This window comes from Pseudomonas sp. B21-015 (assembly GCF_024749285.1).
In the GTDB taxonomy this organism is placed as follows: Bacteria; Pseudomonadota; Gammaproteobacteria; order Pseudomonadales; family Pseudomonadaceae; genus Aquipseudomonas.
Window position 1 is genome coordinate 6,494,459 of the sequence record NZ_CP087196.1, and the last position, 24,318, is coordinate 6,518,776.

Here is a 24,318-nt window from a genome sequence, read left to right on the forward strand (position 1 = left end):
GTTGAGGCATCAGCCTTCGCTCAGGATTTATAGAAAATGCGTAAGTCATTGATGCGTATGACATTGCGTCAATTGCAAATCTTCAATGAGGTGTGCGACCTAAGGTCCTACAGCCGCGCAGCTGATGAAATGTCTCTCACACAACCTGCCGTGAGCCTACAGATTCGTCAACTCGAAGAGCTGATTGGTCAGCCCTTGTTCGATTACGTCGGCAAAAAACTCTACATGACCGAGGCGGCCGAAGCACTGCAGCGCGCCAGCCGGGATATTTTCGGGCGCCTGGAAAACCTCGATATGCAGCTGTCGGACATGCAAGGCTCATTGCAGGGCCAACTGAAACTGGCGGTGGAATCCAGTGCCAAGTATTTCGTACCGCACCTGTTTGCCGCCTTCAAGCGCCAGCACCCGGAGGTGAATCTGCAACTGACGGTGGTCAACCGTGGGCAAGTGATCCGGCGCCTCTCCGACAACCGCGACGACCTGGTGATCATGTCCATGGTGCCGCAGGACATGGGGCTGGAGTTCTTGCCATTTCTCAACAACCCGATTGTCGCCGTAGCACCGCCGGATCATCCGCTGTGCCACATGGGCCCACTGCGCTTGCAGGATCTGGAGCCCTACACGCTGCTATTACGCGAATCCGGCTCCGGTACGCGATTGGCCTGCGAAGAGTATTTCAAAGAAAAGCGCGTGCACTTCAACCAGACCCAGGAGGTCTCATCGGCCGAAGCCCAGCGTGAATGTGTGCTCGCGGGTCTGGGCTTGGCGCTGTTGACGCGCCATGCCCTGAACCTTGAGTTGGCAACGGGCGGACTGATCGAGTTGCCGGTTGAAGAGCTGCCGCTGTTCCGTAGCTGGTGCCTGGTGCAGGCCAAAGCCAAACGGCTGTCACCCGTGGCGCACGCATTCCTTGCGTTTATCCGCAGCGAGCGTATGCAAATCAGCGCCCTGGTTGAGCGTTTCGACGGGAAGTTGCGGGAGCTGCCTGCCAGTAATTGAGTTCCAGACCGTCAGGAAATTCGCCGATTTCGGCCAGAAGCTGGCGGCGTTCGCAGCGATCTTCGATCGCGCGACGAAATTCCATGCGGCGCTGGTCTTCTTGCTGACGACGGGTTTTGACAGCGCTGTTGCGTTCTTCGTAGGGCTGGGCCATTTCGAGTCTCCCAAGGCGAGTACGGGAGTTTCAAGATAGGCGCGAGGGATGACGGTTTGGCGGCGGGAGGGTTACAGAGGTGTGAACATTGGCAGATGACAGGGGTGTTTTTGAGGGCGCCTTCCGGGCAAGCCCGCTCCCACAGGGGCCGGTGGTGTTCGCTCATTCTGTGCAACACAGCCGATCCTTGTGGGAGCGGGCTTGCCCGCGAAAAGGTCGGAACGACCTTCCGACTATTTCACGCCAAACGACGAATCAATCGTCGAGGGCTTTTACTGACTTGGGCGACAGTCGCAAGCTGCGAAGGCTGCGCTTGACGCTTTTCAGGTGATTGACCAGGCTCGGACCGCGGGCCATGGCGACGCCCATCGCCAGCACATCGATCACCACCAGGTGGGCGATGCGCGACGTCAGCGGCGTGTAGATTTCGGTGTCTTCGTGCACATCGATCGCCAGGTTGACGGTCGACAACTCGGCCAACGGTGTCTGGCTCGGGCACAGGGTGATCAGCGAGGCACCGCTTTCGCGCACCAGGTTGGCCGTGATCAACAGATCTTTGGAACGCCCCGACTGAGAAATACAGATCGCCACGTCGGTTGGCTTCAGGGTGACCGCCGACATCGCCTGCATGTGCGGGTCGGAATACGCCGCCGCGGTCAGCAGCAAACGGAAGAACTTGTGCTGGGCATCCGCCGCTACCGCACCGGAGGCGCCGAAGCCGTAGAACTCGACACGCTGGGCCTGGGACATCGCCGTCACGGCTTTTTGCAATGCCACCGGATCGAGTTTCTCGCGAACCTCCATCAGCGTATGCAGGGTGGTGTCGAAGATTTTCAGGCTGTAATCGGCAACCGAATCGTCTTCATGGATCGCGAACTGCCCGAAACTCGCGCCGGCCGCCAGGCTCTGCGCCAGTTTCAGTTTCAAATCCTGAAACCCGGAGCAACCGATGGCGCGGCAAAACCGCACGATGGTCGGCTCGCTGATGCCCACGCTGTGGGCCAGGTCGGCCATGGAACTGTGCATCACCGCCGCAGGGTCAAGCAGCACGTGGTCGGCGACCTTGAGCTCCGACTTGCGTAACAGGTGGCGTGACTGGGCGATGTGTTGCAGCAGATTCAAAGGGGCGGACTCTTTGTTATTGGCAGGTGCCGGGGATGTAGCACGCTTGTAGTTATACTACATGAATTGGCTTTTTGCCTGCTCAATGCGTAACTCGATGTCCCCATTTCACGCGACATGCACTCTATGTAGCACTTACAAGGGTTTCGCGTCCGCACGCAACAGCTCAGCCAGGTCAGCAGCCTCAACCGGGCGGCTGATCCAATAGCCCTGCACCTCATCGCAACGCTCGGCCCTCAGAAATTCCAGCTGCTCCGGTCGCTCGACGCCTTCAGCCACCACTTTCAGCGACAAACCATGGGCCATGGCAATAATCGCCCGGGTGATCGCCGCATCTTCACTGCTCTCCCCCAGACCACGGATAAACGCCTGATCGATCTTCACGTAGTCCACAGGAATGCGCTTGAGGTAGCTCAGCGACGAATACCCGGTACCAAAATCGTCGATTGCCAGCTTCACCCCAAGGTCACGCAACTGCTGGAAGGTCGCAAGGATGTGCTCGACGCTGTCCAGCAACTGGCTTTCGGTGAGTTCCAGTTCCAGGTAATGCGGCGCCAGACCGGTTTCCTCCAGCACCTGGCGCACCAGACTGACCAGTTTTCCCTGACGCAGCTGATGCACCGACAGGTTGACCGACACCCGAATCGGCTCCAGCCCCTGACGCTGCCACTCGCACGCTTGCCAACAGGCTTGACGCAAAACGAACTCACCGATGGCGCCGATCAGCCCGGTTTCCTCGGCCAGACCGATGAAATCCCCCGGTGGCACCTGGCCCAGGGTCGGGTGATTCCAGCGTACCAACGCCTCGGCGGCATTCAGCCGGCCGGTGGCGAGGCAGAGTTTGGGTTGATAAAACACCTTAAGCTGCTTTTCTTCGATGGCTTTGCGCAGCTGGTTCTCGAGCTGCAAACGCTCGAGCGTGCTGGCTTGCAAGCTATCGGTATAGAACTGGAAATTATTGCCGCCCAAGTGTTTGGCATGCTGCATGGCCATGTTCGACTGACTGACCAGCGCGGAAATCTCCCGTGCGGTGTCCGGCAACAGGCTGATGCCCATCGACACGCTCACCACCAATTCATGACCTTCGACGGTGATTGGCAATCGCAGCTTGGTCGACAAACGGGTCGCCACCCGTGCCAGGCTCGACAGGCTGCCGTAGGCATCGAACAGCACTGCAAATTCATCGCCGGACAATCGGGCAATGGTGTCTGCTTCTGGCAGCGCATTGACCAACCGTCGGGCCATTTTCTGTAACAACTCATCGGCAATTTCATGGCCGAGGCTATCGTTGAGCAGCTTGAAACGGTCAAGATTGATGTGCAGTAACGCCAGACTGCGACGACCGCCCTGGCGCCCCCGTTGATGAGCCTCGTGCAGCCGTTCGCGGAATAACGAACGGTTGGCCAGCCCCGTGAGTTCATCGTAATGGGCGAGGTAGCGCATACGTTCTTCTGACTCACGCCGAGCGGACAGATCGGCGAAGAAACCTACGATATGACTCACATTTCCCCGCGTATCGCGCACGGCATTCAGTTGCAGCCATTGCGGATACAATTCGCCATTCTTGCGGGTTTCGACCAGCTCGCCCTGCCAGCTGCCCTGCTGTTCCAGCGCCTGACGAATTGCCGCGTAATGCCTCCGGGCGTCGCGACTGCACGGCAACTCGACCACGTTTCGCCCGAGCATGTCTTCAATGTCGTAACCCGTCACCCGACTGAAGGCCTGATTGACGGCAATCAACGCGTAATTCGGGTCCAAAATCACAATGCCTTCGCTGGCGGCCTCGAACACCGTCGCCGCCAGTTGGCGCTGTTCTTCCAGGCCCTTGCTGGCGCTGATATCGCGGCGGGTGCCGACCATGCGGATCACTCGGCCGTTTTCGCTTCGCTCGACCGCTCGACCCCGGTCCTCGATCCAGACCCAATGGCCATCGCCATGTCGCACCCGGTACTCGATCTGATAATCCTCGGTGCGGCCCTTCAAATGCTCGACCAGCGCCCGCCTCAGCGATGGCAAGTCGTCGGGGTGCAGCCTCGGTTTGAGGTGGCGGAGCATCGCCGTCACGTATTCCGGTTCCAGCCCGAACAACTCCTGGAGCTGGGTGTGATGGACTTCGTCAGTCTGCAGGTTCCAGTCCCACAACCCGAGTTCGCTCGCCTTCAACGCTAGCGCCAGCCGTGCCTCGCTCTTGCTCAAGGCCTGGTTGGCCGCGTCCAGCTCCAGGCTGCGTTGGGCGACTCGGTTTTCGAGGTCGACCTGGGTTTCGCGCAATTCGTCTTCGGCACGGCGACGCTGGTCGATTTCCTTGGCCAGCTCGTGGTTGAGCTGGTCGCTGCGACTTTGGGCCTGCTGCAAGTGCTCGATCAGTGCCTGATTTTGAAAGCGTCGCAGCAACCCCTGATCGATCAGGCGATTGACCTGCCAGGCGACCACGCTCAATGAGCCCAGCAAAATCAGCCCGAACCAGCCCCAGCCCTGCTCCTGTTCATCGCCGCCCCAGAACAGATAGCCGATGGCCGGCAACAGACAGGGCAAGGTAAAGGACAGAAAAGCCGGCAGGCTGACGGCATAAGCGACACTGGCCGAGAGGGCTGCGGCGCCGATCAGGCCGAACACCCAGGCCTGCTGCATGAAATTATCAACGGGCACCAACGCGATGCCGGCACCGGCCAGGGTCAGGCCGGTCATGGCCGAACCGAGCAGGAACATACGACGCCAGATCGGATGGGCCTGACGGTTGGGAATCGCCGAATCGAAGGCCGCGACCTGAATCACTCGCAATGCCACCAGCGACAACAACCAGATCAGCCAGACGCTGACCACGAAGTAACGCTGCGGGCTCCAGAGCAACCCGGCACACACCAGACCGTTGATCAGCATGAACAGCGTCGGCAATAGCGAGCCCTGGTACAGCAGACGCGTGCGTTCGACCGCCATCTCCATGGCGTATTGTTTGCGGATAACCCGGGGCTCCACAGAGGGGCCCGACAGGTCGGAGCTGAGGGTCATAGGCAATGTTCTTGTTCTTATAGTGAGCATGTGAGCTCGAGTTGTGAACGGAGCATACACAAGCAAATGCCCGGACCAAACTGGTCCAGGTCATAAATATAGACAAAAATATCGGCCGCCCACGCCTGCAGCCAGTGACCGACCGGTCGTCATCGGTGCTTCTTTCATCGGCTAATGCAAAGCTCGGTTTGCCCGGTGTGACGGCGCACCCTAGAATGCCCCGATGCGCGATGATCTCTCCCTTCTGCTGAACTCCCTCAACGATGCCCAACGCCAGGCCGTAGCTGCCTCCGTGGGTCGTCAGTTGGTCCTGGCCGGTGCTGGCTCCGGTAAAACCCGAGTGCTGGTGCACCGTATCGCCTGGTTAATCCAGGTCGAGAACGCCTCGCCCCACTCCATTCTGTCGGTGACCTTCACCAACAAGGCCGCTGCCGAGATGCGTCACCGCATCGAGCAGCTGATGGGTATCAACCCGGCCGGCATGTGGGTCGGCACCTTCCACGGCCTGGCGCACCGCTTGCTGCGGGCGCACTGGCAGGAAGCCGGGCTGAGCCAGACCTTCCAGATTCTCGACAGCGACGACCAGCAACGGCTGGTCAAGCGGGTGATCCGCGAACTGGGCCTGGACGAGCAACGCTGGCCGGCCCGTCAGGCCCAGTGGTTCATCAACGGGCAGAAAGACGAAGGTCTGCGTCCGCAACATATTCAAGCCAGCGGCGATCTGTTCCTGGCGACCATGCGCAGCATTTATGAAGCCTACGAGGCTGCTTGCCTGCGCGCCGGCGTCATCGACTTCTCCGAACTGCTGCTGCGCGCCCTCGATCTGTGGCGCGATAACCCGGGACTGCTCGCCCATTATCAGAAGCGCTTCCGGCACATTCTGGTGGACGAGTTCCAGGACACCAACGCCGTGCAGTACGCCTGGTTGCGCCTGCTGGCCAAGGGTGGCGACAGCCTGATGGTGGTCGGCGACGACGATCAGTCGATCTATGGCTGGCGTGGCGCGAAAATCGAGAACATTTATCAGTATTCCGACGACTTCCCGGATGCCCAGATCATTCGTCTGGAGCAAAACTACCGCTCCACAGCCGGGATCCTCAAGGCCGCCAACGCCCTGATCGCCAACAACACCGGGCGCATGGGCAAAGAGTTGTGGACCGATGGCGGCGAAGGCGAAGCAATCAATCTGTACGCCGCCTTCAACGAGCACGACGAAGCACGCTACGTGGTTGAAACCATTGAAAGTGCGCTGAAAACCGGCTTGGCTCGTAGCGATATCGCGATTTTGTACCGCTCCAACGCCCAATCGCGCGTTTTGGAAGAAGCCTTGCTGCGCGAGCGCATTCCGTACCGCATCTATGGCGGTCAGCGCTTCTTCGAACGGGCAGAAATCAAGAACGCCATGGCGTACCTGCGATTGCTGGAAGGCCGTGGCAACGATGCGGCCCTGGAGCGGGTGATCAACGTTCCGGCCCGTGGCATCGGCGAGAAAACCGTCGAAGCCATCCGCGATCATGCGCGCCACAGCGAGGTGTCGATGTGGGAAGCCATGCGTCAGCTGGTGGCCAATAAAGGCCTGACTGGCCGCGCTGCCGGTGCTCTTGGGGCGTTTATGGAGCTGATCGAGAACCTTGCCGCCAAGTGCCTGGAAATGCCGCTGCACCTGATGACCCAGACCGTCATCGAACAGTCGGGACTGATCGCCTACCACCAGGCGGAAAAAGGCGAGAAAGGCCAGGCCCGTGTAGAAAACCTTGAGGAGCTGGTCAGCGCCGCGCGCAACTTCGAAAACCCGGAAGAGGACGAAGAGCAGTCGCCATTGGCGGCGTTCCTCGGTCACGCCTCCCTGGAGGCCGGAGATACCCAGGCCGACGAGCACGAAGACAGCATCCAGTTGATGACCCTGCACAGCGCCAAGGGCCTGGAATTCCCTTACGTGTTCCTGGTGGGCATGGAAGAAGGCCTGTTTCCGCACAAGATGAGCCTGGAAGAACCCGGCCGTCTTGAAGAGGAACGCCGCCTGGCCTACGTCGGTATCACCCGGGCGATGCAGAACCTGGTGCTGACCTATGCTGAAACCAGACGCCTGTATGGCAGCGAGACCTATAACAAGGTGTCGCGTTTCGTACGTGAAGTTCCGAAAGGCCTGATCCAGGAAGTGCGGCTGTCCAACAGCGTCAGCCGTCCGTTCGGTGGCGGCCAGCAGCAGAGCTCCAGCAGCCTGTTCGGCGGCAGCGAGATCCCGGAGACCGGGTTCAGCCTTGGCCAGACGGTGCGGCACTCGGTGTTCGGCGACGGTGTGATCCTGAATTTCGAAGGCGCCGGCGCTCAGGCGCGGGTGCAGGTGAACTTCAGCGAAGGCAGCAAGTGGTTGATGCTGGGTTACGCCAAGCTGGAAGCCGTTTAAAGGCTACCGTCAGGGCGCATTTCTGTGGGAGCGAGCCTGCTCGCGATGAACGATGACGCGGTGTTTCTGTTGTTCCGCGGTGCGACTATCGCGAGCAGGCTCGCTCCCACAGTTTGATCGCGTAGTGGCGCTGGTCGCTTTTCCTACAGAACTCATACACTCGTCCTACAGACCAAAGTTAACAGGCCTTATTGCGCTGACTGAAGCTGAACACAACCTGTCAGGCAAAAGCCCGAAACACTCTGCCGCTAGCCAGTAACACTTCAGCTGTGCAACATGGCGCGCGTGCCTTCCACAAATGGGAATTCCCTTTATGAAACGTTTTCTTAGCATCGCCATGGCGTTGTGCATTGGCCTGACGATGAGCCTCGACGCCAATGCCGCCAAGCGCTTTGGTGGCGGCAAAAGCTCCGGCGCTGCGCCGACTCACCAGACCAGCCAAATGGCTCCTTCTTCTGCTGCAGGCGGCGCTGCTGCCACTGCGGGCGCGGCCGGTGCTGCTGGCGCCGCTACCAAGGCCAGCGGTGCTTCGCGCTGGCTCGGCCCTCTGGCCGGTATCGCTGCCGGTGGCCTGCTGGCCTCCATGTTCATGGGCGACGGCTTCCAGGGCATGCAGATCTTCGACATCCTGATCATGGCGGTCATCGCCTTCCTGGTCTTCCGTTTCATCGCCGCTCGTCGTCGCAAGCAGCAGGAGCACATGGCTCCAGCCGGCGCGCCGATGCAACGTGAAGTGTTCGAGCAGAAACCAGCCATGGGTTCGATCTTCGGCGGTTCGGCTGCACCTGCTGCCGCGCGCCCTGTGATCAATGCGCCAGCCTGGTTCAACGAAGAGCGCTTCGTCGAAGCCGCCCGCAACCACTTCCAGTCCCTGCAGCAGCACTGGGACGCCAACGAAATGGACAAGATCGCCGAGTTCGTGACCCCGCAACTGCTGGAGTTCCTCAAGCGTGAACGCGCCGATCTGGGCGACGGTTTCCAGTCGACTTACATCGATAACCTTCAGGTACAGCTGGACGGCGTTGATGACCGTGCGGACAAGACCATCGCCACCCTGACCTTCAGCGGCGTGTCGAAAACCTCGCGTTTCGACCAGGGCGAAGTGTTCAGCGAAAGCTGGAACATGGAACGTCCACAGGGCGAAAACCAGCCTTGGCTGGTGGCCGGTATCCGCCAGAACGGCTGATCACTTCCCGCGTTTCAACTGTTGTAATAAAACCCCGGCCTCGGCCGGGGTTTTCTATTTCGCGGTTGCATCTATAGCGAGCTACTGTATAAACCGCCCCAACCAAACCGCGCCATCAAGCAAGAGGATCCCGGACGTGGAAGAAATCATCGAACAACTGCGTGAAGCCAACGAACCGGTACCGGTCCCCTTGGAGTTGCCAGACGAAGATCAGATTGTGGAAATCGAAGAGCAACTGTTCATCGACATCCCGTTTGTCTTCAGAGAGTTCCTGCTGACCGTCAGCGACGTGGTCTACGGCAGCCTGGAGCCGGTGACCGTCACCGACCCGCAATCCCACACCTATCTGCCGGACGTTGCCGCCAACGCCTGGGATGCTGGCGTCGATCGCAGCATGATTCCGATCTGCCAGGACGGTGACAATTACTACCTGGTCGAAGAAGATGGCACCGTGGTGCTGTGGTTGGCCGAAGAAGAGCTGATCGCCGAAGAAACCTGGGAGTCGGTGTGGCACTGGGCGCGGGACGTCTGGCTGGAAAGCTGATCCGCCCTAACCCCGACTTTGTAGCAGCTGGCGCAGCCTGCGTTCGGCTGCGAAGCAGTCGTGAACCCTGACACTCGGTTAACCTGAATCACCTCAGCGCCTGACTTGCGGCTGCTACGCAGCCGAACGCAGCCTTCGGCAGCAGCTACAGACGCGCAACGTCAGTGGCCTGATGCATCCTTGTGATTGTCCAGCGTTTCCAGCAAGGCCACCTGCATCCGCGTATGCACACGGATGAACCAACGCCAGAGCAGTGCCACCACGGCGGCCGCGACTACGACGATCAGCACCAGCAACTTGTTGGTCGGCAGAATACTGGCCGACAAGGCTGCCAGCAGCAGGAAAATCACCAATAGCGAGAGGATCGGGATCACTTCGGCGATCACCCGACGCACTCGCTGAGTGTGGCGGCCGGCCATCTCGGGCTTCACCCCCATCTCTGCCAGCAGCATCGACAGCGCCTTGAGTTTGCGATAGGCGGCGATCAGGAACGGCAATGACAGCAGCAACGCCCCACCCCAGATCAACGCCTTCTGCCAGCTCGGGTCGCTGATCCAGCCCTGCAGGTAAACGGACATGCGCTCGGCGAAGAAGGCGCCCGATAAAAAGATCGCAACCACCAGCGCCAGATTGACCCCTACCTGCAACAGAATCCGTCGAATCATCGATGCCAACAGCGCGCCCTCACCTTGAGGCTGGATGCTGCGCAGCCATTCGCCATACATCCCCAGCACACGGCCCAGACGCTGCGGCATCACCACGGCAAGCTTGAGCGACAGCGGATCGGCTGCGCGTATCAGATACGGCGTCAGCAGCGTGGTGATCACCGAGACGGCCACAGCTACCGGATAGAGAAAGTTGCTGGTGACCTGCAGCGTCATGCCCAACGCCGCGATGATGAAAGAAAATTCGCCAATCTGGGAAAGCCCCATCCCCACGCGCAGTGAGGTGCGTCCGTCATTGCCGGCGATAAACGCGCCAAGACCGCAGGACAGCATCTTGCCCAACACCACGGCCACAGTGATTACCGCAATCGGCCAGGCGTATTGCAGCAGGATCATTGGGTCGAGCATCAGGCCGATGGCGACGAAGAAGATGGCACTGAACAGGTCGCGAACCGGCTCGATCAACTGCTCGATTTTCAGCAGTTGCCGCGATTCGGCCATGATCGCGCCGATCAGGAACGCGCCGAGGACCATGCTGTATTCAAGTTTGACCACCAGCAGGCAGAAGCCGAAACACAGGCCCAGCACGGTGATCAACAACATCTCGTTGCTTTCGAATTTTGCCACATAGGCCAGTAGTCGCGGCACCAGCAGAATACCGATGACCAGTGCGACAATCATGAACAGTGAAAGCTTGCCGACCGTGGAAAACACTTCGCCGGAACTGACTGTGCCGCTGACCGCGATGCTCGACAGCAAGGCGATGATGCCGATGCCAAGGATGTCTTCGACGATCAGTACGCCGAAGATCAGCTGTGCAAAACGCTCGTTCTTCATCTTCAGATCGTTGAGCGCCTTGACGATGATGGTGGTCGAGGAAATCGCCAGGATCGCGCCGAGGAACAGCGAGTCCATGGTATTCCAGTCGAACCAGCGGCCGATTTCGTAGCCGATCCAGATCATCAGGACGATTTCCAGAAAGGCCGCGATAAACGCCGTGGCGCCGACCTTGAACAGCTTTCGCAGGCTGAACTCCAGCCCCAGGCAGAACATCAGGAAAATCACCCCGAGCTCGGCGAGGGTCTTGATGGTTTCTTCGTCGTGGATCAGGCCGAAGGGCGGCGTGTGCGGGCCGATGATGAAGCCGGCGACGATATAACCGAGCACCACCGGTTGTTTGAGACGATGAAAGAGCACGGTCACCACACCCGCGATCAACATGATCACTGCCAGATCCTGAATGAAACTGATGGCATGCACGGTGTGTGGCTCCTTGGGGTGGGCTTTTGAAGGGTAACACCGCGACTTCCGGCGGGAAGACGGTGCAATATATGGAAACAGATCGATTCGGGCGTGACGGCGGCGGCCCGCCCGGCGTCCCGATAACGTTGGTTTGAAAAACACCGACCAGGCACCCGCAGAGGTGTAACCCCGAAACCCTGCCTTGAACCCGTGAGTACGTTATGGAACCCGGAAACGCCCAGCTGTCGATGACGGTATTGATGACCCCCGACATGGCCAACTTCTCTGGCAATGTCCACGGCGGCACCTTGCTCAAATACCTCGATGAAGTGGCCTACGCCTGCGCCAGCCGGTATGCCGGCCGCTACGTGGTGACCCTGTCGGTGGATCAGGTGATCTTCCGCGAACCGATTCACGTCGGCGAACTGGTGACCTTTCTGGCCTCGGTCAACTACACCGGCAATACCTCGATGGAGGTCGGCATCAAGGTCGTGACCGAGAACATCCGCGAGCGCTCGGTGCGCCACACCAACAGCTGCTTCTTCACCATGGTCGCGGTGGATGACCAGCGCAAACCGGCCGCCGTCCCGCCGCTGCAACCGCAGCACAGCGAAGACAAGCGTCGGTACATGCAGGCCCAGCAGCGTCGGCAGATTCGTCAGGAACTGGAAAAGCGCTATCAGGAAATCAAGGGCGACGCCTGAGCTATTCCGTCAGTTTGATGGTGTTCATGAGATCGTCTTCGCGAGCAAGCCCGCTCCCACTCTGGTTCTCTGTCGTACACAAAATATGTGTGCACTGAAGATTTATTTTGGGAGCGGGCTTGCTCGCGAATGGGGCCAACGCGGATCAGAGGCTGATCGCAGTCGCCTCGAACCGCACCCGGGGATGGGCGATCCGGTCCTGCGCCCGCACCAGTTCCAGCTCATAGCTGGCGCAAGCCTGGGTTTCCAGCAGCACTTCATGCACCGCCGCTGCGGTGAATTCAAAGGCACTCACCAGACTGTCACCCAGCAGCACGCGCGCCAGGAACAGCCCGGAAGTCAGATCCCCAACGCCCACCGGCTGACGCGGAAACGCCAGCAGCGGCCGACGCAAGTGCCAGCTGCCTTCAGCGGTCACCAGTAACATCTCGAAGCCATCCGCCAGTTTGCCGGGATAGTCGAGATGCTTGACCAGCACCGCCTTCGGACCGCGCGCCAATAGCGCCCGCGCCATGGCCAGGCAATCGAACAACGACTGCGCCTTGCGCCCCGAGAAGCTGTTCAGCTCCAGCTGGTTCGGGCACATGAAGTCGGCCATCGCCGCCGCCTCTTCCAGCAGAAAATCGCTGACTTCGGCTGGAACGCTGCACCCCTTCTCTGGATGGCCCATCACCGGATCGCAGAGGTATAAGGCTTTGGGATTGATCGATTTGATTCGCTCCACCCCCACCAGAATCGCCCGGCCCTGGGCCGCGCTGCCGAGGTAGCCGGACAACACGGCGTCGCAGTTGCCCAATTCGCCAATCGCCGCAATCCCTTCCACCAGTTCCGGAATCTGATGCGGGGACAACACTTCCCCGGCCCACTGGCCATATTGCGTGTGGTTGGAGAACTGCACGGTATTGAGCGGCCAGACGTTCACCCCGACCCGCTGCATCGGGAAAACCGCGGCGCTGTTGCCAGCGTGGCCGAACACCACGTGGGACTGGATGGCGAGCAGATGGGGCGTACGTTTCATGCGGTGAGTTTTCCGTAAACCGATTGAAATTCGAGCCGCGCAGTATGCGACTAAACGCAGCCTGTACGACAGACCAGAGACGCAGTTAAGCTGGCACTATATTGTTGGAGCACCCTGTTGATGCTGACCCTCGGAAATATCTTCGTGCTGATGCTGCTCGCCTCCGGTGGCGCGTGGTTGTGGCACAACCACGGCTTGCGCGAACGTGCGCTGGAGCGGGTTCAGCAGCATTGCGCCAAGCTACGGATCGAGTTGCTGGACGGCAACGTAGCCTTGAAAAAGATCGCATTCATTAAAGATGCCAACGGCCGTCGGCGCCTGGCCCGTGTGTATGACTTTGAGTTCACCGTGACCGGCGAAACCCGCCACACCGGCACCATCACCCAGTTCGGCGCCCATAGCGCACAGATCGAGCTCGCGCCCTACCCGATGCCGTTCGACGATACACCGCCAGTGGTCGATATCGCGAAGCCCAGCGCCGAGGTGATTGAGTTGAGCCAGTGGCGGCAAGAACACACCAAGTGGCGGCCTTGAAGTAGTTGTCGTCAGCTAAATCCATTCGCGAGCAAGCCCGCTCCCACATTTGATCTGTTGTGCTGCACAACTTGCGTGCCTCCCAAGCCCCCTGTGGGGCTTGCTCGTGAAGAGGCCTGCACAGGCGGTGCAAAAAACCAGCTAGTTCGCTTGAACCCTGCATCCCGCCAGACCTTCCTGCAGCACTTCAACAGCCTGCGGCTCACTGAAAATCAGCTCGATACGCGAATCCCGACGCCATTCGCTGGGTTGCCAATCCAGTAACGAGTTATCCAATGCGTTGGCCGATATCCACCCCTCGACACTGTGGATAACCAGCTTCGCCCGCCGCCACTCAAGGCGCTCAAGCCACTTCCCGATTAGTACGGCATCGAATATCTGACCCGGATGCCAGCGCCAGCCGATGCTCCAGCCGCCCTCTTGCGCCTGACTCAAGCAAATCGGCAACGTGGGGTCGGTCCAGATGGCCGGCATCTGCGACAATCCCTTGGGCACGATGAAGTTATCCAAACCTGCCACAGCCTGAGCCTTGAGGCCCGGTAACTCGCTCAACGGCAAGACAGCTTGCTGCGTCCAATACAAAGGACGCGTCGGCAACTGTGCGGCGATTCGCTGGCGATCACTGTCGTCGAGGCTTTCTGCCTTGTTCAGCAACAGCAACCCGGCACTGTCCAGCGCGTGCTGTTGCGCCGCAGGCAGCGGTTTTCCGGCCGCGAGCGCCTGGGCATCCAGCACCAGCACACAGGGTTGCACCGCCAGGACGCCTCGCCATGGAGCCTCACTTAATTGCTTGAGCAACTGCGCCGGATGCCCCAGCCCGGAAGGCTCAATGAACAGTCGATCCGGTCGTGCCTTGCGCAGCAACCGCCCGAGGCCGATCTGAAACGGCGCACCATTGACGCAACACAAACAGCCCCCGGCCACTTCCCCCAGTGCGATACCATCGGCGTCCTGAGTCAACAGCGCAGCATCCAGGCCGATCTGGCCGAACTCGTTGATCAGCACCGCCCAGCGCTCACCGGCCGGCCGTTGCGCCAGCAGGTGCTTGATCAGGCTGGTCTTGCCGGCACCCAGCGGGCCGGCAATGACGTGGGTCGGAATGTTCTGCAACATGGTCGAGGTTTTCTGAGGAGGTAAAGGATGCGGTTGATGGGATGGTCGTTGCTTCTGGCGCTCACATCGGGCGAAGCGCTGGCCCAGGCCTGCGTGGTGCACAGTACGGCTGAGCGGCTCGACGTGAAGGTTTGCCAGCAAAACCGTAACATCCCGGAAAAACTGTTCGCCGACGGATTCTGCAAGCCGAACCTTCCCGGACAGAAAGTCGAGGTGCAGTACGTCGACCAATGCCCCACTGGCGCATTCGGGGTGTGCAACAACGCTCAAGTCGCCAATATGCCTTACCGGCAGGATATTCACTATTACGGCGTGGCTACCGACGCGGCGTATTTGAAACCGTTTTGCGAAGCCCAGAGCCAGGGAACCTGGCTCAAACCTTGAGCAGCTAGCTCAACCAGTCGAGGGTCAGGATCAAACGGCGCTCGCCCGGTGCCGGCTGCGGTGAGCGGTGGATCAGACCGAAGCCTTCGTTGCCGTGCCACTTCTCTCCTTTGAGCAGCGCCACTTCGCCACTGGCGATCTGCTGGATCAGCGAGTCGTCCTGCGGTTCGGCGTCCGGTTTGCCTAATTGCCGGCGATCCATCGCCCCTTCCTTCAGCCACTGGCTGCCAATACCTGCGTAGGTGGTGATCAACCGCACCGGCACATGATCGACGTGGAAACGCGGGCACATGGCTTTGTCCAGAACCCGCAGGCGCAGGCCGATGCGCTGGGCGCCCAATAGGCAGGCGAAAGCGCTGACCAGCCAGGAAACGTCGGAGATGAAGCCTTCGTAGCCTTCCAGATCGCTGAAGCCTGAGGCTAAACCGTGGAGATTGGGTTCGGCGTCCTCACTGGGCATTTCCAGGGAAAGCGACTCGGCCAGCGGTTCGTTCAGGGACAACAGCAAGCGACCGAAATCGGCAATGTGTGCCGGCAGTTGGCGTTGCCAGAGGCCGAGGTTTACGCCGTCATCCAGAATCCCGGTCAGCGCTTTGGGCGTATCACCTTGAACCTGACCAATGACCGATCGCCGCTTCAGACTGGGCGCCAACATCAGGCAGCCGCCTCTTCATGCCAAGGGCCGAACGGATCAGGCAGCAACCGCCAGCCCTCGACACCCAAGGCCATTTCAGCATCCGTCAGCAGACAGTTATCGAGTTCGGCGGTGAGTTGCGCAAAGTCGATGTTCTGGCCGATAAACACCAGTTCCTGACGGCAATCGCCGGTGGCGGCCGTCCAGTTTTCCATGATCCCGGCGGTGCTTTCTTCGTCTTGCGGCCACTGATTTTTCGGCACGAAACGCCACCAGCGCCCGGCAAAGCCGTGGCGCATCAAGCCGCCGGCCTGGGACCAGCTGCCGGCATCCATGTGTTTGCTGGCCAGCCAGAAAAAGCCCTTGGAACGCAGCAGTTTGCCGTTCACCCACGGACGGTCAATGAAGCTGAAGAAGCGCTGCGGATGAAACGGTCGCCGCGCCCGATAAGCCGTGGAGGCGATACCGTATTCCTCGGTTTCCGGCACGTGTTCACCGCGCAATTCCTGTAACCATCCTGGCGCCTGAGCGGCCTTTTCGAAGTCGAAGCGGCCGGTGTTGAGGATTTTCCTGAGCGGCACTTCGCCCATGACCATCGGAATGATTTCCGCCTGGGCATTGAGCCGTTCAAGGATCGCGATCAACTCCTGGCGTTCGCTGCTGCTGATCAAATCGATCTTGCTGATCAGGATCACGTCAGCGAACTCGATTTGCTCGATCAACAGGTCGGTGATCGAGCGTTCGTCCTCCTCGCCCAGGGTTTCGCCACGGGAAGCGAGGCTTTCGGCGGCCTGATAGTCGAGCAGGAAGTTCATGCCGTCGACCACGGTGACCATGGTGTCGAGCCGCGCAATGTCGGCCAGGCTCTGCCCTGCTTCATCGCGAAACGTGAAGGTTTCCGCCACGGGAAGCGGCTCTGAGATGCCCGTGGATTCGATCAACAGATAATCGAAACGACCGTCCTTGGCGAGTTTGCTGACCTCTTCGAGCAAATCTTCCCTCAAGGTGCAGCAAATGCAGCCGTTGCTCATTTCCACGAGTTTTTCTTCGGCACGGTTCAGGCTGACATCACGCTGAACTTCACTGCCATCGATATTGATCTCGCTCATGTCGTTGACGATCACCGCGACCCGCAAATTATCGCGATTACGTAGTACGTAATTAAGCAGTGTACTTTTTCCGGCGCCGAGAAAGCCCGACAGGACGGTCACGGGGAGACGATTGGGCATCAGGTATTCCTCACAGGGATGCCCGGTCGCAATGTCGGGCTTAATTTAAGCTATAGTATAACAATGCAATCTAGCCACTCCCCTCTTGCTCACCAAGACAAAGGGCACGATGCTTTAACCCGTCCGCCCCTTGACAAATGCCATGGGAAACGCCCTGAGACTCTCGCTGTTGAGTCTTTCGCTACTGATCGCGGTCGATGCCTGGGGACAAATCCCCAGCCTGGCCAAATGCACCCGCAGCGCCAATCTGCTGGCCTGCGTGGATGCCGACGGCAATGCCTACAGCGTTAACACCGTCGGTAGCACGATCTACTTGCGCGGCTTTGAAGTGGCCGGTAAACGCTATTGGGCGCAAACCAATAGCCGTTACGGGCAACTGACGTTCTTTACCGGCATCGCGTCCGATGGCGAAGCGTGGGTCGGCTACAACCGCCGGGTTGGCTGGACAACCATCAATCGGTTCTCCAGCTCCGGCGGCAGCAGTGGCAAGTTCACGTGTAGCCGGATGACCGGCTGCTAGGCCTGCGTTTTTTTCTGTTCCTGCTGCCAGGCGATGTAGCTGTTCATCGGTGGGTTCTTCTGAAAATAGCGCTGCAAACCTTCGAACAAACCATCTGCCACGGCTTGCTGATGGCGGGCAGTCACCAGTCGCTGACTGTCGCGGGCGTTTGAGATGAAGCCGGTTTCCACCAGAATCGACGGCACATCCGGCGACTTCAATACAGCGAATCCCGCTTGTTCCACGCGCTTCTGATGCAGCGTGGTGATGCCCGCCAGGCTGCCGAGCACGGTGCTGCCCAGTTGCAAACTGGCGGCGATAGTGGCGTTCATCGACATGTCGAGAATCACCCCGGCGAGCATCGGATCCTTGTCCTTGAGATTGAGCAAGCTGGTGGCGCCCAACAGGTCCGCACCGTTCTCCCGTTGCGCCATGAAGCGCGCCGTGGCCGAGGTCGCGCCGCCTTCGGACAGGCAGTACACCGACGCACCTGAAGCGGTGAGACGCGGCGCCGCGTCCGCATGAACCGAGATGAACATGTCGGCATTGTGCTTGCGGGCGATCTCCACCCGTTTGCGTAGCGGGACGAAGAAGTCGTCGTTGCGCACCAGTTTCACGTCGAAGCCCTTCTCGCGCTTCAGCCGCTTGGCCAGCAATTGGGCGATCGAGAGCACCACGTCTTTTTCCCGCTCACCTTTGGCACCGACCGCGCCCGGGTCTTTGCCGCCATGACCAGGGTCGACCACCACGACGATGTCGCGCTTGGGGTGAGACTTGTCGGTGACGGGTTCGCGTTTCTCCGCCGGCGCCGCTGCGATCTGTAGCGGCGTAGCAGTCTTCAGATCGAGCACCAATCGATGCCCCTGCCCATCCTGCGGCGGCAGCAGGAAACTGTTGAGTTGCACCGGGCCGCTGAGGTCGAGGACGATCCGCGTATCGCCCTGGCCGAAATGTCCGGAACGGATCGCGCGAATCACCGTGTTGCTGAGCACCAACTGACTGAAGTCGCCACTTAGGTTGGCGCCACTCAGATCGATGATCAGCCGCTCTGGAGCACTCAGGGAAAACGTCTTGTACTGCACCGGCCCGCTCAGATCGAACACCAGTCGCAGCTTGTCGTCGGAACGCCACAGTCGTGCATTGCGAATTTGCGTGGCCGACGCACCAAAGGGTAAAGCGAAGGCCGCGCTGGCCAGAATCAGGTTGAGCAAGTGACGTCTGTGCATGATGAAAGCTCGTTCACGAAAAAGGCATCGTCGATTTGATTGTTATAATATAACATGCCAAATCAACTCCCACGATGGACCTGCTCATGAATGCGCTGACTCTGCCGGATATCGCCGCGCAGGCCTCACGCCAAGCCCTGCCACTCGATTGGGTGGGCATGTGCGGCATTGCTCTTCCTGTTTCATTCGATGGCCAGCGACTGAGTGCAAAGGCCGACGCTGGTGTTAGCCTCGACGATGGAGAGGCGCGCGGCATTCATATGTCGCGGCTGTATCTGGCGTTGGAAATGCTTGAGCAGGAAAACCTTTCACCCGCGTTGTTGCGGCGAGTCTTGCAGAGTTTTCTAGAGACTCATGAAGGACTTTCCCACAACGCTTACCTAAAAATTCATACCGATCTGCTGCTCAAAAGACCCGCACTCGTCAGTCCGTTGGCCGGTTGGAAAACTTATCCGGTGAGCATCGAAGCGCGTTTGAAAAACAAGATGTTCCACGTGGAACTTAAAATCGACGTTCCTTATTCCTCAACCTGCCCGTGCTCAGCAGCACTTTCGAGGCAGTTGATTCAGCAGCAATTCGTTGATGACTTCGCCAATCAACCATTGCAACACGCAGACGTTCTGGCTTGGCTCGGCTCCACGAAAGGCATCGTCGCGACGCCGCATAGCCAACGCAGCAACGCGCAATTGCAGCTGCGTCTGCACGACTATCTGGATGACCTGCCGCTGATCGCCGCGATCAACGACGCGGAAGCGGCCCTCGGCACCGCTGTGCAAACCGCCGTGAAACGCGCCGACGAACAAGCTTTCGCCCTCGCCAACGGTCAGAACCTGATGTTCTGCGAAGACGCCGCCCGACGCTTGAATCTGGCCCTGAAACGCTCCCCGGGCATCAACGCCTTTCATGTGCGAGTCGTTCACGCCGAAAGTCTTCATGCCCACGATGCTGTCGCTGAAAGTCGCTGGAATTGGGAGGCCGCATGATCCAATGCCAAGCCTTGCGCTGGGGAGCTCCCGGTCAACCGCTCACTCCGTCGGTGGATTTCCAATTACCCAAAGGAAGTCTGACCGCCGTCATCGGTGCCAACGGTTCGGGTAAAAGCAGCCTGCTAAAAGTCATCGCCGGTCTGCAAAAGCCTCTGACCGGAAAAGTCATCATTGATGTTCCACGCAAAGGCGGCCTTTCGTTCCTGCCTCAGCAACAACACCTGGACCGGCAATTCCCCATCAGTCTGCAAGAGTTGGTGGCTGCCGGGTTCTGGGGCAGCAAACAAGCTCCGGAGATACGCAGCCGGCGCCTCAAGTCTGCGCTGGAAGACTGGTGTCTGACAGGCTTGGAGCATCGCCCATTGATGGCCCTCTCCGGAGGCGAATTGCAGCGCGCCCTGCTCGCCCGGCTAAGCCTCGCCGAAGCGCCCTTGCTGCTGCTCGACGAACCCCACGCCGCCCTCGACGAGCTTGGTCAGGCGCTGCTCTGGAAACACATCCACGCCTGGCATGCCGACGGCCGAACCCTGGTCGTGGTGTGTCATGACCTGGCGGCCGTGCGCCAACACATCCCACAAGCCCTATCGATCAAAAGCAGCGGCTGCGTCCTCGGCCCGAGCACCGATCTGATTCGCCAACAACACCAGACGCAGGTGGCCTGATGATCGCTGCCGCTCAGCTTTGGCAACCGTTCCACGAGTTCGTGTTCATGCGCCGGGCACTGCTCGGTGGCTTGGTTCTGGCATGCAGCACCGCCCCGCTTGGGGTGTTTCTGATCCTGCGGCGCATGAGCCTGATCGGCGACGCGGTGGCTCACGGCATCTTGCCAGGTGCCGCATTGGGCTTCTGGTTCGCCGGATTGAGCCTGCCCGCGCTGACCATCGGCGGCCTCGGTGCCGGCCTGAGCATGGCCGGCCTGGCCGCCTGGATCACCCGCCGTACTGGCCTGCGGGAAGACGCCAGCCTGGCCGCGATCTACCCGATATCGCTGGCTAGCGGCGTGTTGATCCTCGGCATCGCCGGCAAGCGGCTGGACCTGTTGCACCTGCTGTTTGGCTCGGCGCTGGCGGTAGATGGTCCGACGTTGACCGGCATGCTTTGGGTCTCGGGCTTCAGCCTGATCGCCATGCTCCTCATCTACAAACCATTGTTGCTGGACACCCTCGACCCGCTCTTTCTACAAACCGTCAGCCGCCTCGGGCCACTGGCTCACGGGGTATTTCTGACCCTGGTGGTGCTGAACCTGGTGATTGGCTTCCAGGCCATCGGCGCGCTGATGGTGGTCGGCTTGATGATGTTGCCGGCCGCCGCTTCTCGCTTCTGGAGTCGCCGCTTGCCGGTACTGATGGGCATCGCTGCGCTGCTCGGCTGTCTCTCGGTCTGGTTCGGATTATTGCTGTCGTTCTACTACTCGCTGCCCAGCGGCCCGGCGATCGTGCTGGTGGCTGGTGGTTTGTATCTGCTGTCCGTGGTGTTCGGTCCGGTGCACGGTTTGCTGCGCCGCCCGCCTTTGCTCACATCCCAATGAGGTGTTACCCGATGCGCGCTTTACTCGTGCTGTTCAGTTTGATGCTGTCGATGTCGTTGTCTGCCGCGGAAAAACTCCAGGTAGTCACCAGCTTCAGCATCCTCGCCGACATGACTCATCAGGTTGGCGGCGATCATATTCAGATCACCAACATGGTCGGCCCGGACGCCGATGCCCACACCTACGAGCCGACTCCGGACGATGCGAAGGCATTGCTCAAGGCCAGGCTGATCATCAAGAACGGACTGGGTTTCGAGCCATGGCTGGACCGTCTGGTGACCAGCACCGAGACCAAAGCTCCGGTAATCAGCGCCAGCCATGGTGTTATTCCGCGCTCGCTGGATGAAGATGGCGAAACCATCCCGGACCCACACGCCTGGCACAACCTGGCGAACACCGAGTTGTACATCAGCAACATCACCAAAGCGCTGATCGCCGCCGACCCTGCCAATAAAGCCGACTACGAACACAACAGCCAGGCCTACCTGAAAAAGATCTACGCCCTGCTCGCCGAGGCCAAAGCCAAGCTGGGTTCGCTTCCGCCGGGTAATCGCAAAATCGTGACCTCCCATGACGCCTTCGGCTATCTCGGTCAGGCTTACGGCATCGACTTCATGGCGCCTCAAGGTCTGTCCACAGAACGCGAACCTTCGGCCGCCGAGGTCGCTGCGCTGATCACTCAGATCCGTCAGGCCAAGGTCAAAGCGGTGTTCATGGAGAACATCAAAGACGCACGCCTGCTCAAGCAAATCGCGGATGAAAGCGGCGCGCATATCGGCGGCACGTTGTACTCCGATGCCCTCGCAGCAGCCGGCCCGGCCAGCACCTTCACCGGGCTGTTCGAATACAACCTCAACACCTTGTACGACGCGTTGAGCAAGCCATGATCCGCAAGAATCCCTCAGGCGATCTGCCGTTGATTGCGGAGTCCGCGTATGTAGATAAAACCGCAATCATCTGCGGCAAAGTGGTGATTGGCGAGAACGTCTTCGTCGGCCCCTACGCGGTGATTCGCGCCGACGAAGTGGATGACTCGGGCGAGATGGAGCCGATCACCATCGGCGCCAATTCGAACATCCAGGATGGCGTGGTGATCCACTCCAAGTCTGGCGCGGCGGTGACCATCGGCGAGTACAGCTCCATCGCCCACCGCTCCATCGTCCATGGCCCCTGCACCGTCGGCAATCGCGTGTTCATCGGTTTCAACAGCGTGCTGTTCAACTGCGCGGTTGGTGACGGCTGCGTGGTGCGGCACAACTCGGTGGTCGATGGTCGTGACTTGCCTGAAGCCTTCTACGTGCCCTCCACCACGCGCATCGGTCCCAACACTGACCTGTCGCAGTTCCCACCGGTGAGCGTCAGCGCCTCGGAGTTTTCCGAAGACGTGGCACGCACCAACGTTGATTTAGTCCGTGGCTACAAAGCCCTTCAGAACGAGTTCTGACCATGAGCAGCGTGCTGATTCGCAACGCCCGGCTGGTGAACGAAGGTCGAGAATTCGATGGCGATTTATTGGTGAACCACGGACGTATCGTCAAGATCGCCAGCAGCATCGAAGGTGAAACGGCCGCCGTGGAACTCGACGCCGACGGCCAATGGCTGTTGCCGGGCATGATCGATGACCAAGTGCATTTCCGTGACCCCGGAGCACCGGACAAGGGCAGCTTTCATAGCGAATCTCGAGCGGCGGTGGCCGGCGGCATCACCAGTTTCATGGACATGCCCAACACCTCCCCGGCCACCCTGACCCTCGCCGCACTGGCCGACAAGAAGCGCCGAGGTTTGTCTGCACCACTTGCTGTTCGACAACCGTGACTACCCGAGCCTCGGCAACCTGATCAAACGCAACCCGGCGATCAAGACCCAGGCCGACCGAGACGCCTTGCGCAAAGCACTGTCGAGCAATCGACTGGACGTGATCGGCAGCGATCACGCGTCTCACACCTGGGCTGAAAAACAGCGACCCTACAGCCAGGCACCATCCGGTTTGCCACTGGTGCAACACGCCCTGCCCGCGCTGCTGGAACTGGTAGTCGATGAGGTCTTGTCGATCACCACCCTCGTGGCCAAAACCAGTCACCGGGTCGCCGATCTGTTTGCCATCCCCGACCGTGGCTACCTGCGTGAAGGCTATTGGGCCGACCTGGTGTTGATCAAACCCGAGCCCGATGGCGTTGCCGTTTCCACTCAACCGATCCTTTCGCAATGCGGCTGGACGCCTTTCGTCCAGCATCGCTTTCGCCACAGCGTCAGCACCACGATCGTATCGGGGCAAATTGCCTGGCACGCCAATCGTCTATACGACAGCTGTCAGGGATTACCCCTGCGGTTCATGCGCTAACGCACGTTTAGATACCGTATCTGTTGGTGGTGGGGAAGAAGGAAAAGGACGGGGGGGTTGTCAGTATGCGCAGCTGCAGTGGAGAGGATTTTGGGGCGCAAGGGATTGAGGCGGTGTGTGAATTGTTGAATCCGCCAAAGACTGAAAGTGCCTGAGCGGACGCCTTCGCGGGCAAGCCTCGTTCCTACGGGTCATCAACATTCCGAAGGAACGGAGGCTTGCCCGCGAAGCCTTTAGGCCCTTGGCTTCACAGTCCCGCAATCCTGACCCAACCACACAGCACGAGTATCGAGGCTACCCTTCTGCTGAATGCCGGTGGCGTTGAAGGTGCCATTGACCTTGGTGGTGAACTCACGATCGCTGAGGAACGTGGCGACACCCGCACCTTGCGCTTTCGGACAACTGAAACGGAATTTCCACTGGTTGCCGGTACGCTCGGTGATTTCCTGCTTGCAGCCCGATTGTGGGTCCGTCAATGGAATGTTGTCGCTCTTCACCTGCTCAGGAGTCAGGCAGGACCGAATCCCTTTGCCACCCATGGTGATGCCCTGCTTCTCCAGCTGCGCGCGCTGTTCAGGGGTCATCTGACTCTGTATCTGGCCGAGAATCAGTTGAAGATCGGGCAGGTTCTGGTCATCGACCTTCATGTTGCTTGAGGTCAATTCCCATAAACCCGGTTGCAGCATTTGCGCCTGAGCGGCCACAGGAAGTGCCAAACCAAGCGCCATGGCCAAACCCAGCAGACGAACGTTCATCGAGTAACTCCTGATCATTAGTGGCCGTTAGACGTCAGC

Annotated in this window: 23 protein-coding genes and 1 pseudogene; 14 read left to right on the forward strand and 10 right to left on the reverse strand. The window is 59.7% G+C overall.

The features are described from left to right. Positions 1-36 precede the first annotated feature (36 nt). The gene (locus tag LOY38_RS29745; protein WP_258698262.1) at positions 37-999 is read left to right on the forward strand and encodes a LysR family transcriptional regulator; all 963 of its coding nucleotides are present in this window, start codon (positions 37-39) and stop codon (positions 997-999) included. Here the strand turns inward: LOY38_RS29745 and LOY38_RS29750 are convergent. From LOY38_RS29750 to LOY38_RS29760, 3 genes are all read right to left on the reverse strand, one after another. Continuing rightward, the gene (locus LOY38_RS29750; RefSeq protein ID WP_223489242.1) at positions 941-1,153 is read right to left on the reverse strand and encodes a PA3496 family putative envelope integrity protein; all 213 of its coding nucleotides are present in this window, start codon (positions 1,151-1,153) and stop codon (positions 941-943) included. The two genes, LOY38_RS29745 and LOY38_RS29750, sit on opposite strands and share 59 nt — an antisense overlap. Positions 1,154-1,408: 255 nt before the next feature. Continuing rightward, a complete protein-coding gene (gene hexR, locus LOY38_RS29755; protein WP_003187110.1) occupies positions 1,409-2,275 on the reverse strand; it encodes a transcriptional regulator HexR in 867 nt (288 codons plus the stop codon). A 135-nt stretch (positions 2,276-2,410) separates the two neighbouring features. Beyond that, a complete protein-coding gene (locus LOY38_RS29760) occupies positions 2,411-5,284 on the reverse strand; it encodes an EAL domain-containing protein (protein ID WP_258698263.1) in 2,874 nt (957 codons plus the stop codon). Between the two features lie 223 nt (positions 5,285-5,507). On the opposite strand from LOY38_RS29760, the gene uvrD reads away from it, so the two are divergent. The 3 genes from uvrD to LOY38_RS29775 all read left to right on the forward strand — a co-directional run bounded on the left by uvrD (position 5,508) and on the right by LOY38_RS29775 (position 9,421). Then, positions 5,508-7,691: a DNA helicase II gene (uvrD, locus tag LOY38_RS29765; protein WP_258698264.1), complete on the forward strand. Its 2,184-nt coding sequence runs from the start codon at positions 5,508-5,510 to the stop codon at positions 7,689-7,691. A 313-nt stretch (positions 7,692-8,004) separates the two neighbouring features. Beyond that, a complete protein-coding gene (locus tag LOY38_RS29770; protein WP_258698265.1) occupies positions 8,005-8,877 on the forward strand; it encodes a Tim44 domain-containing protein in 873 nt (290 codons plus the stop codon). Positions 8,878-9,013: 136 nt separating this feature from the next. Continuing rightward, positions 9,014-9,421 (forward strand): SMI1/KNR4 family protein, encoded by a 408-nt coding sequence (locus LOY38_RS29775; RefSeq protein ID WP_008007803.1) that lies wholly within the window; start codon positions 9,014-9,016, stop codon positions 9,419-9,421. Between the two features lie 161 nt (positions 9,422-9,582). Here LOY38_RS29775 and LOY38_RS29780 read toward each other — a convergent pair whose 3' ends face one another. Beyond that, entirely contained in the window at positions 9,583-11,346 is a 1,764-nt protein-coding gene (locus LOY38_RS29780; RefSeq protein ID WP_258698266.1) for a cation:proton antiporter, read from the reverse strand. 203 nt (positions 11,347-11,549) lie between these two features. Here LOY38_RS29780 and LOY38_RS29785 point away from each other — a divergent pair, with 203 nt between their 5' ends. After that, positions 11,550-12,032, forward strand: coding sequence for an acyl-CoA thioesterase (locus LOY38_RS29785; protein WP_253417501.1), 483 nt, complete (start codon positions 11,550-11,552; stop codon positions 12,030-12,032). Between the two features lie 145 nt (positions 12,033-12,177). Here LOY38_RS29785 and pdxY read toward each other — a convergent pair whose 3' ends face one another. Further along, positions 12,178-13,050 (reverse strand): pyridoxal kinase PdxY, encoded by an 873-nt coding sequence (gene pdxY / locus LOY38_RS29790; RefSeq protein WP_258698267.1) that lies wholly within the window; start codon positions 13,048-13,050, stop codon positions 12,178-12,180. A gap of 120 nt (positions 13,051-13,170) precedes the next feature. Here pdxY and LOY38_RS29795 point away from each other — a divergent pair, with 120 nt between their 5' ends. Further along, positions 13,171-13,584, forward strand: a complete 414-nt coding sequence (locus tag LOY38_RS29795) for a DUF3301 domain-containing protein (RefSeq protein WP_258698268.1) — start codon at positions 13,171-13,173, stop codon at positions 13,582-13,584. 141 nt (positions 13,585-13,725) lie between these two features. On the opposite strand, the gene LOY38_RS29800 is transcribed toward LOY38_RS29795, so the two are convergent. After that, the gene (locus LOY38_RS29800; RefSeq protein ID WP_258698269.1) at positions 13,726-14,697 is read right to left on the reverse strand and encodes a GTP-binding protein; all 972 of its coding nucleotides are present in this window, start codon (positions 14,695-14,697) and stop codon (positions 13,726-13,728) included. Positions 14,698-14,724: 27 nt separating this feature from the next. Between LOY38_RS29800 and LOY38_RS29805 the strand changes: the two genes are divergently transcribed. Beyond that, complete coding sequence (locus tag LOY38_RS29805) at positions 14,725-15,081, forward strand: NADH:ubiquinone oxidoreductase (RefSeq protein WP_258698270.1); 357 nt, start codon at positions 14,725-14,727, stop codon at positions 15,079-15,081. 4 nt (positions 15,082-15,085) lie between these two features. Here the strand turns inward: LOY38_RS29805 and LOY38_RS29810 are convergent, their stop codons facing one another. Both LOY38_RS29810 and zigA read right to left on the reverse strand, forming a co-directional pair. Beyond that, positions 15,086-15,736: a DUF1826 domain-containing protein gene (locus LOY38_RS29810; protein ID WP_258698271.1), complete on the reverse strand. Its 651-nt coding sequence runs from the start codon at positions 15,734-15,736 to the stop codon at positions 15,086-15,088. After that, positions 15,736-16,944, reverse strand: coding sequence for a zinc metallochaperone GTPase ZigA (gene zigA / locus LOY38_RS29815; protein ID WP_258698272.1), 1,209 nt, complete (start codon positions 16,942-16,944; stop codon positions 15,736-15,738). The genes LOY38_RS29810 and zigA overlap by 1 nt, the downstream gene beginning before the upstream one ends. A gap of 142 nt (positions 16,945-17,086) precedes the next feature. On the opposite strand from zigA, the gene LOY38_RS29820 reads away from it, so the two are divergent. Continuing rightward, positions 17,087-17,464, forward strand: coding sequence for a glutamine synthetase (locus LOY38_RS29820; protein WP_258698273.1), 378 nt, complete (start codon positions 17,087-17,089; stop codon positions 17,462-17,464). On the opposite strand, the gene LOY38_RS29825 is transcribed toward LOY38_RS29820, so the two are convergent. Further along, the gene (locus LOY38_RS29825) at positions 17,461-18,669 is read right to left on the reverse strand and encodes an N-acetylmuramoyl-L-alanine amidase (RefSeq protein ID WP_258698274.1); all 1,209 of its coding nucleotides are present in this window, start codon (positions 18,667-18,669) and stop codon (positions 17,461-17,463) included. The two genes, LOY38_RS29820 and LOY38_RS29825, sit on opposite strands and share 4 nt — an antisense overlap. An 86-nt stretch (positions 18,670-18,755) precedes the next feature. On the opposite strand from LOY38_RS29825, the gene folE2 reads away from it, so the two are divergent. The 6 genes and pseudogenes from folE2 to LOY38_RS29855 all read left to right on the forward strand — a co-directional run bounded on the left by folE2 (position 18,756) and on the right by LOY38_RS29855 (position 23,524). Continuing rightward, positions 18,756-19,652: a GTP cyclohydrolase FolE2 gene (gene folE2 / locus LOY38_RS29830; protein ID WP_258698275.1), complete on the forward strand. Its 897-nt coding sequence runs from the start codon at positions 18,756-18,758 to the stop codon at positions 19,650-19,652. Then, a complete protein-coding gene (locus LOY38_RS29835; protein WP_258698276.1) occupies positions 19,649-20,317 on the forward strand; it encodes a metal ABC transporter ATP-binding protein in 669 nt (222 codons plus the stop codon). Before folE2 ends, LOY38_RS29835 begins: the two co-directional genes overlap by 4 nt. Beyond that, positions 20,317-21,183, forward strand: a complete 867-nt coding sequence (locus LOY38_RS29840) for a metal ABC transporter permease (protein WP_258698277.1) — start codon at positions 20,317-20,319, stop codon at positions 21,181-21,183. Before LOY38_RS29835 ends, LOY38_RS29840 begins: the two co-directional genes overlap by 1 nt. A gap of 11 nt (positions 21,184-21,194) precedes the next feature. Beyond that, complete coding sequence (locus LOY38_RS29845; RefSeq protein ID WP_258698278.1) at positions 21,195-22,070, forward strand: metal ABC transporter substrate-binding protein; 876 nt, start codon at positions 21,195-21,197, stop codon at positions 22,068-22,070. After that, entirely contained in the window at positions 22,067-22,627 is a 561-nt protein-coding gene (locus LOY38_RS29850) for a DapH/DapD/GlmU-related protein (RefSeq protein ID WP_258698279.1), read from the forward strand. Before LOY38_RS29845 ends, LOY38_RS29850 begins: the two co-directional genes overlap by 4 nt. Positions 22,628-22,629: 2 nt before the next feature. After that, positions 22,630-23,524, forward strand: a pseudogene (locus LOY38_RS29855) (amidohydrolase family protein). 233 nt (positions 23,525-23,757) lie between these two features. Here LOY38_RS29855 and LOY38_RS29860 read toward each other — a convergent pair. Continuing rightward, on the reverse strand, positions 23,758-24,279 hold the full coding sequence (locus LOY38_RS29860) for a DUF3617 domain-containing protein (RefSeq protein ID WP_258698280.1): 522 nt from the start codon (positions 24,277-24,279) through the stop codon (positions 23,758-23,760). Positions 24,280-24,318 lie beyond the last annotated feature (39 nt).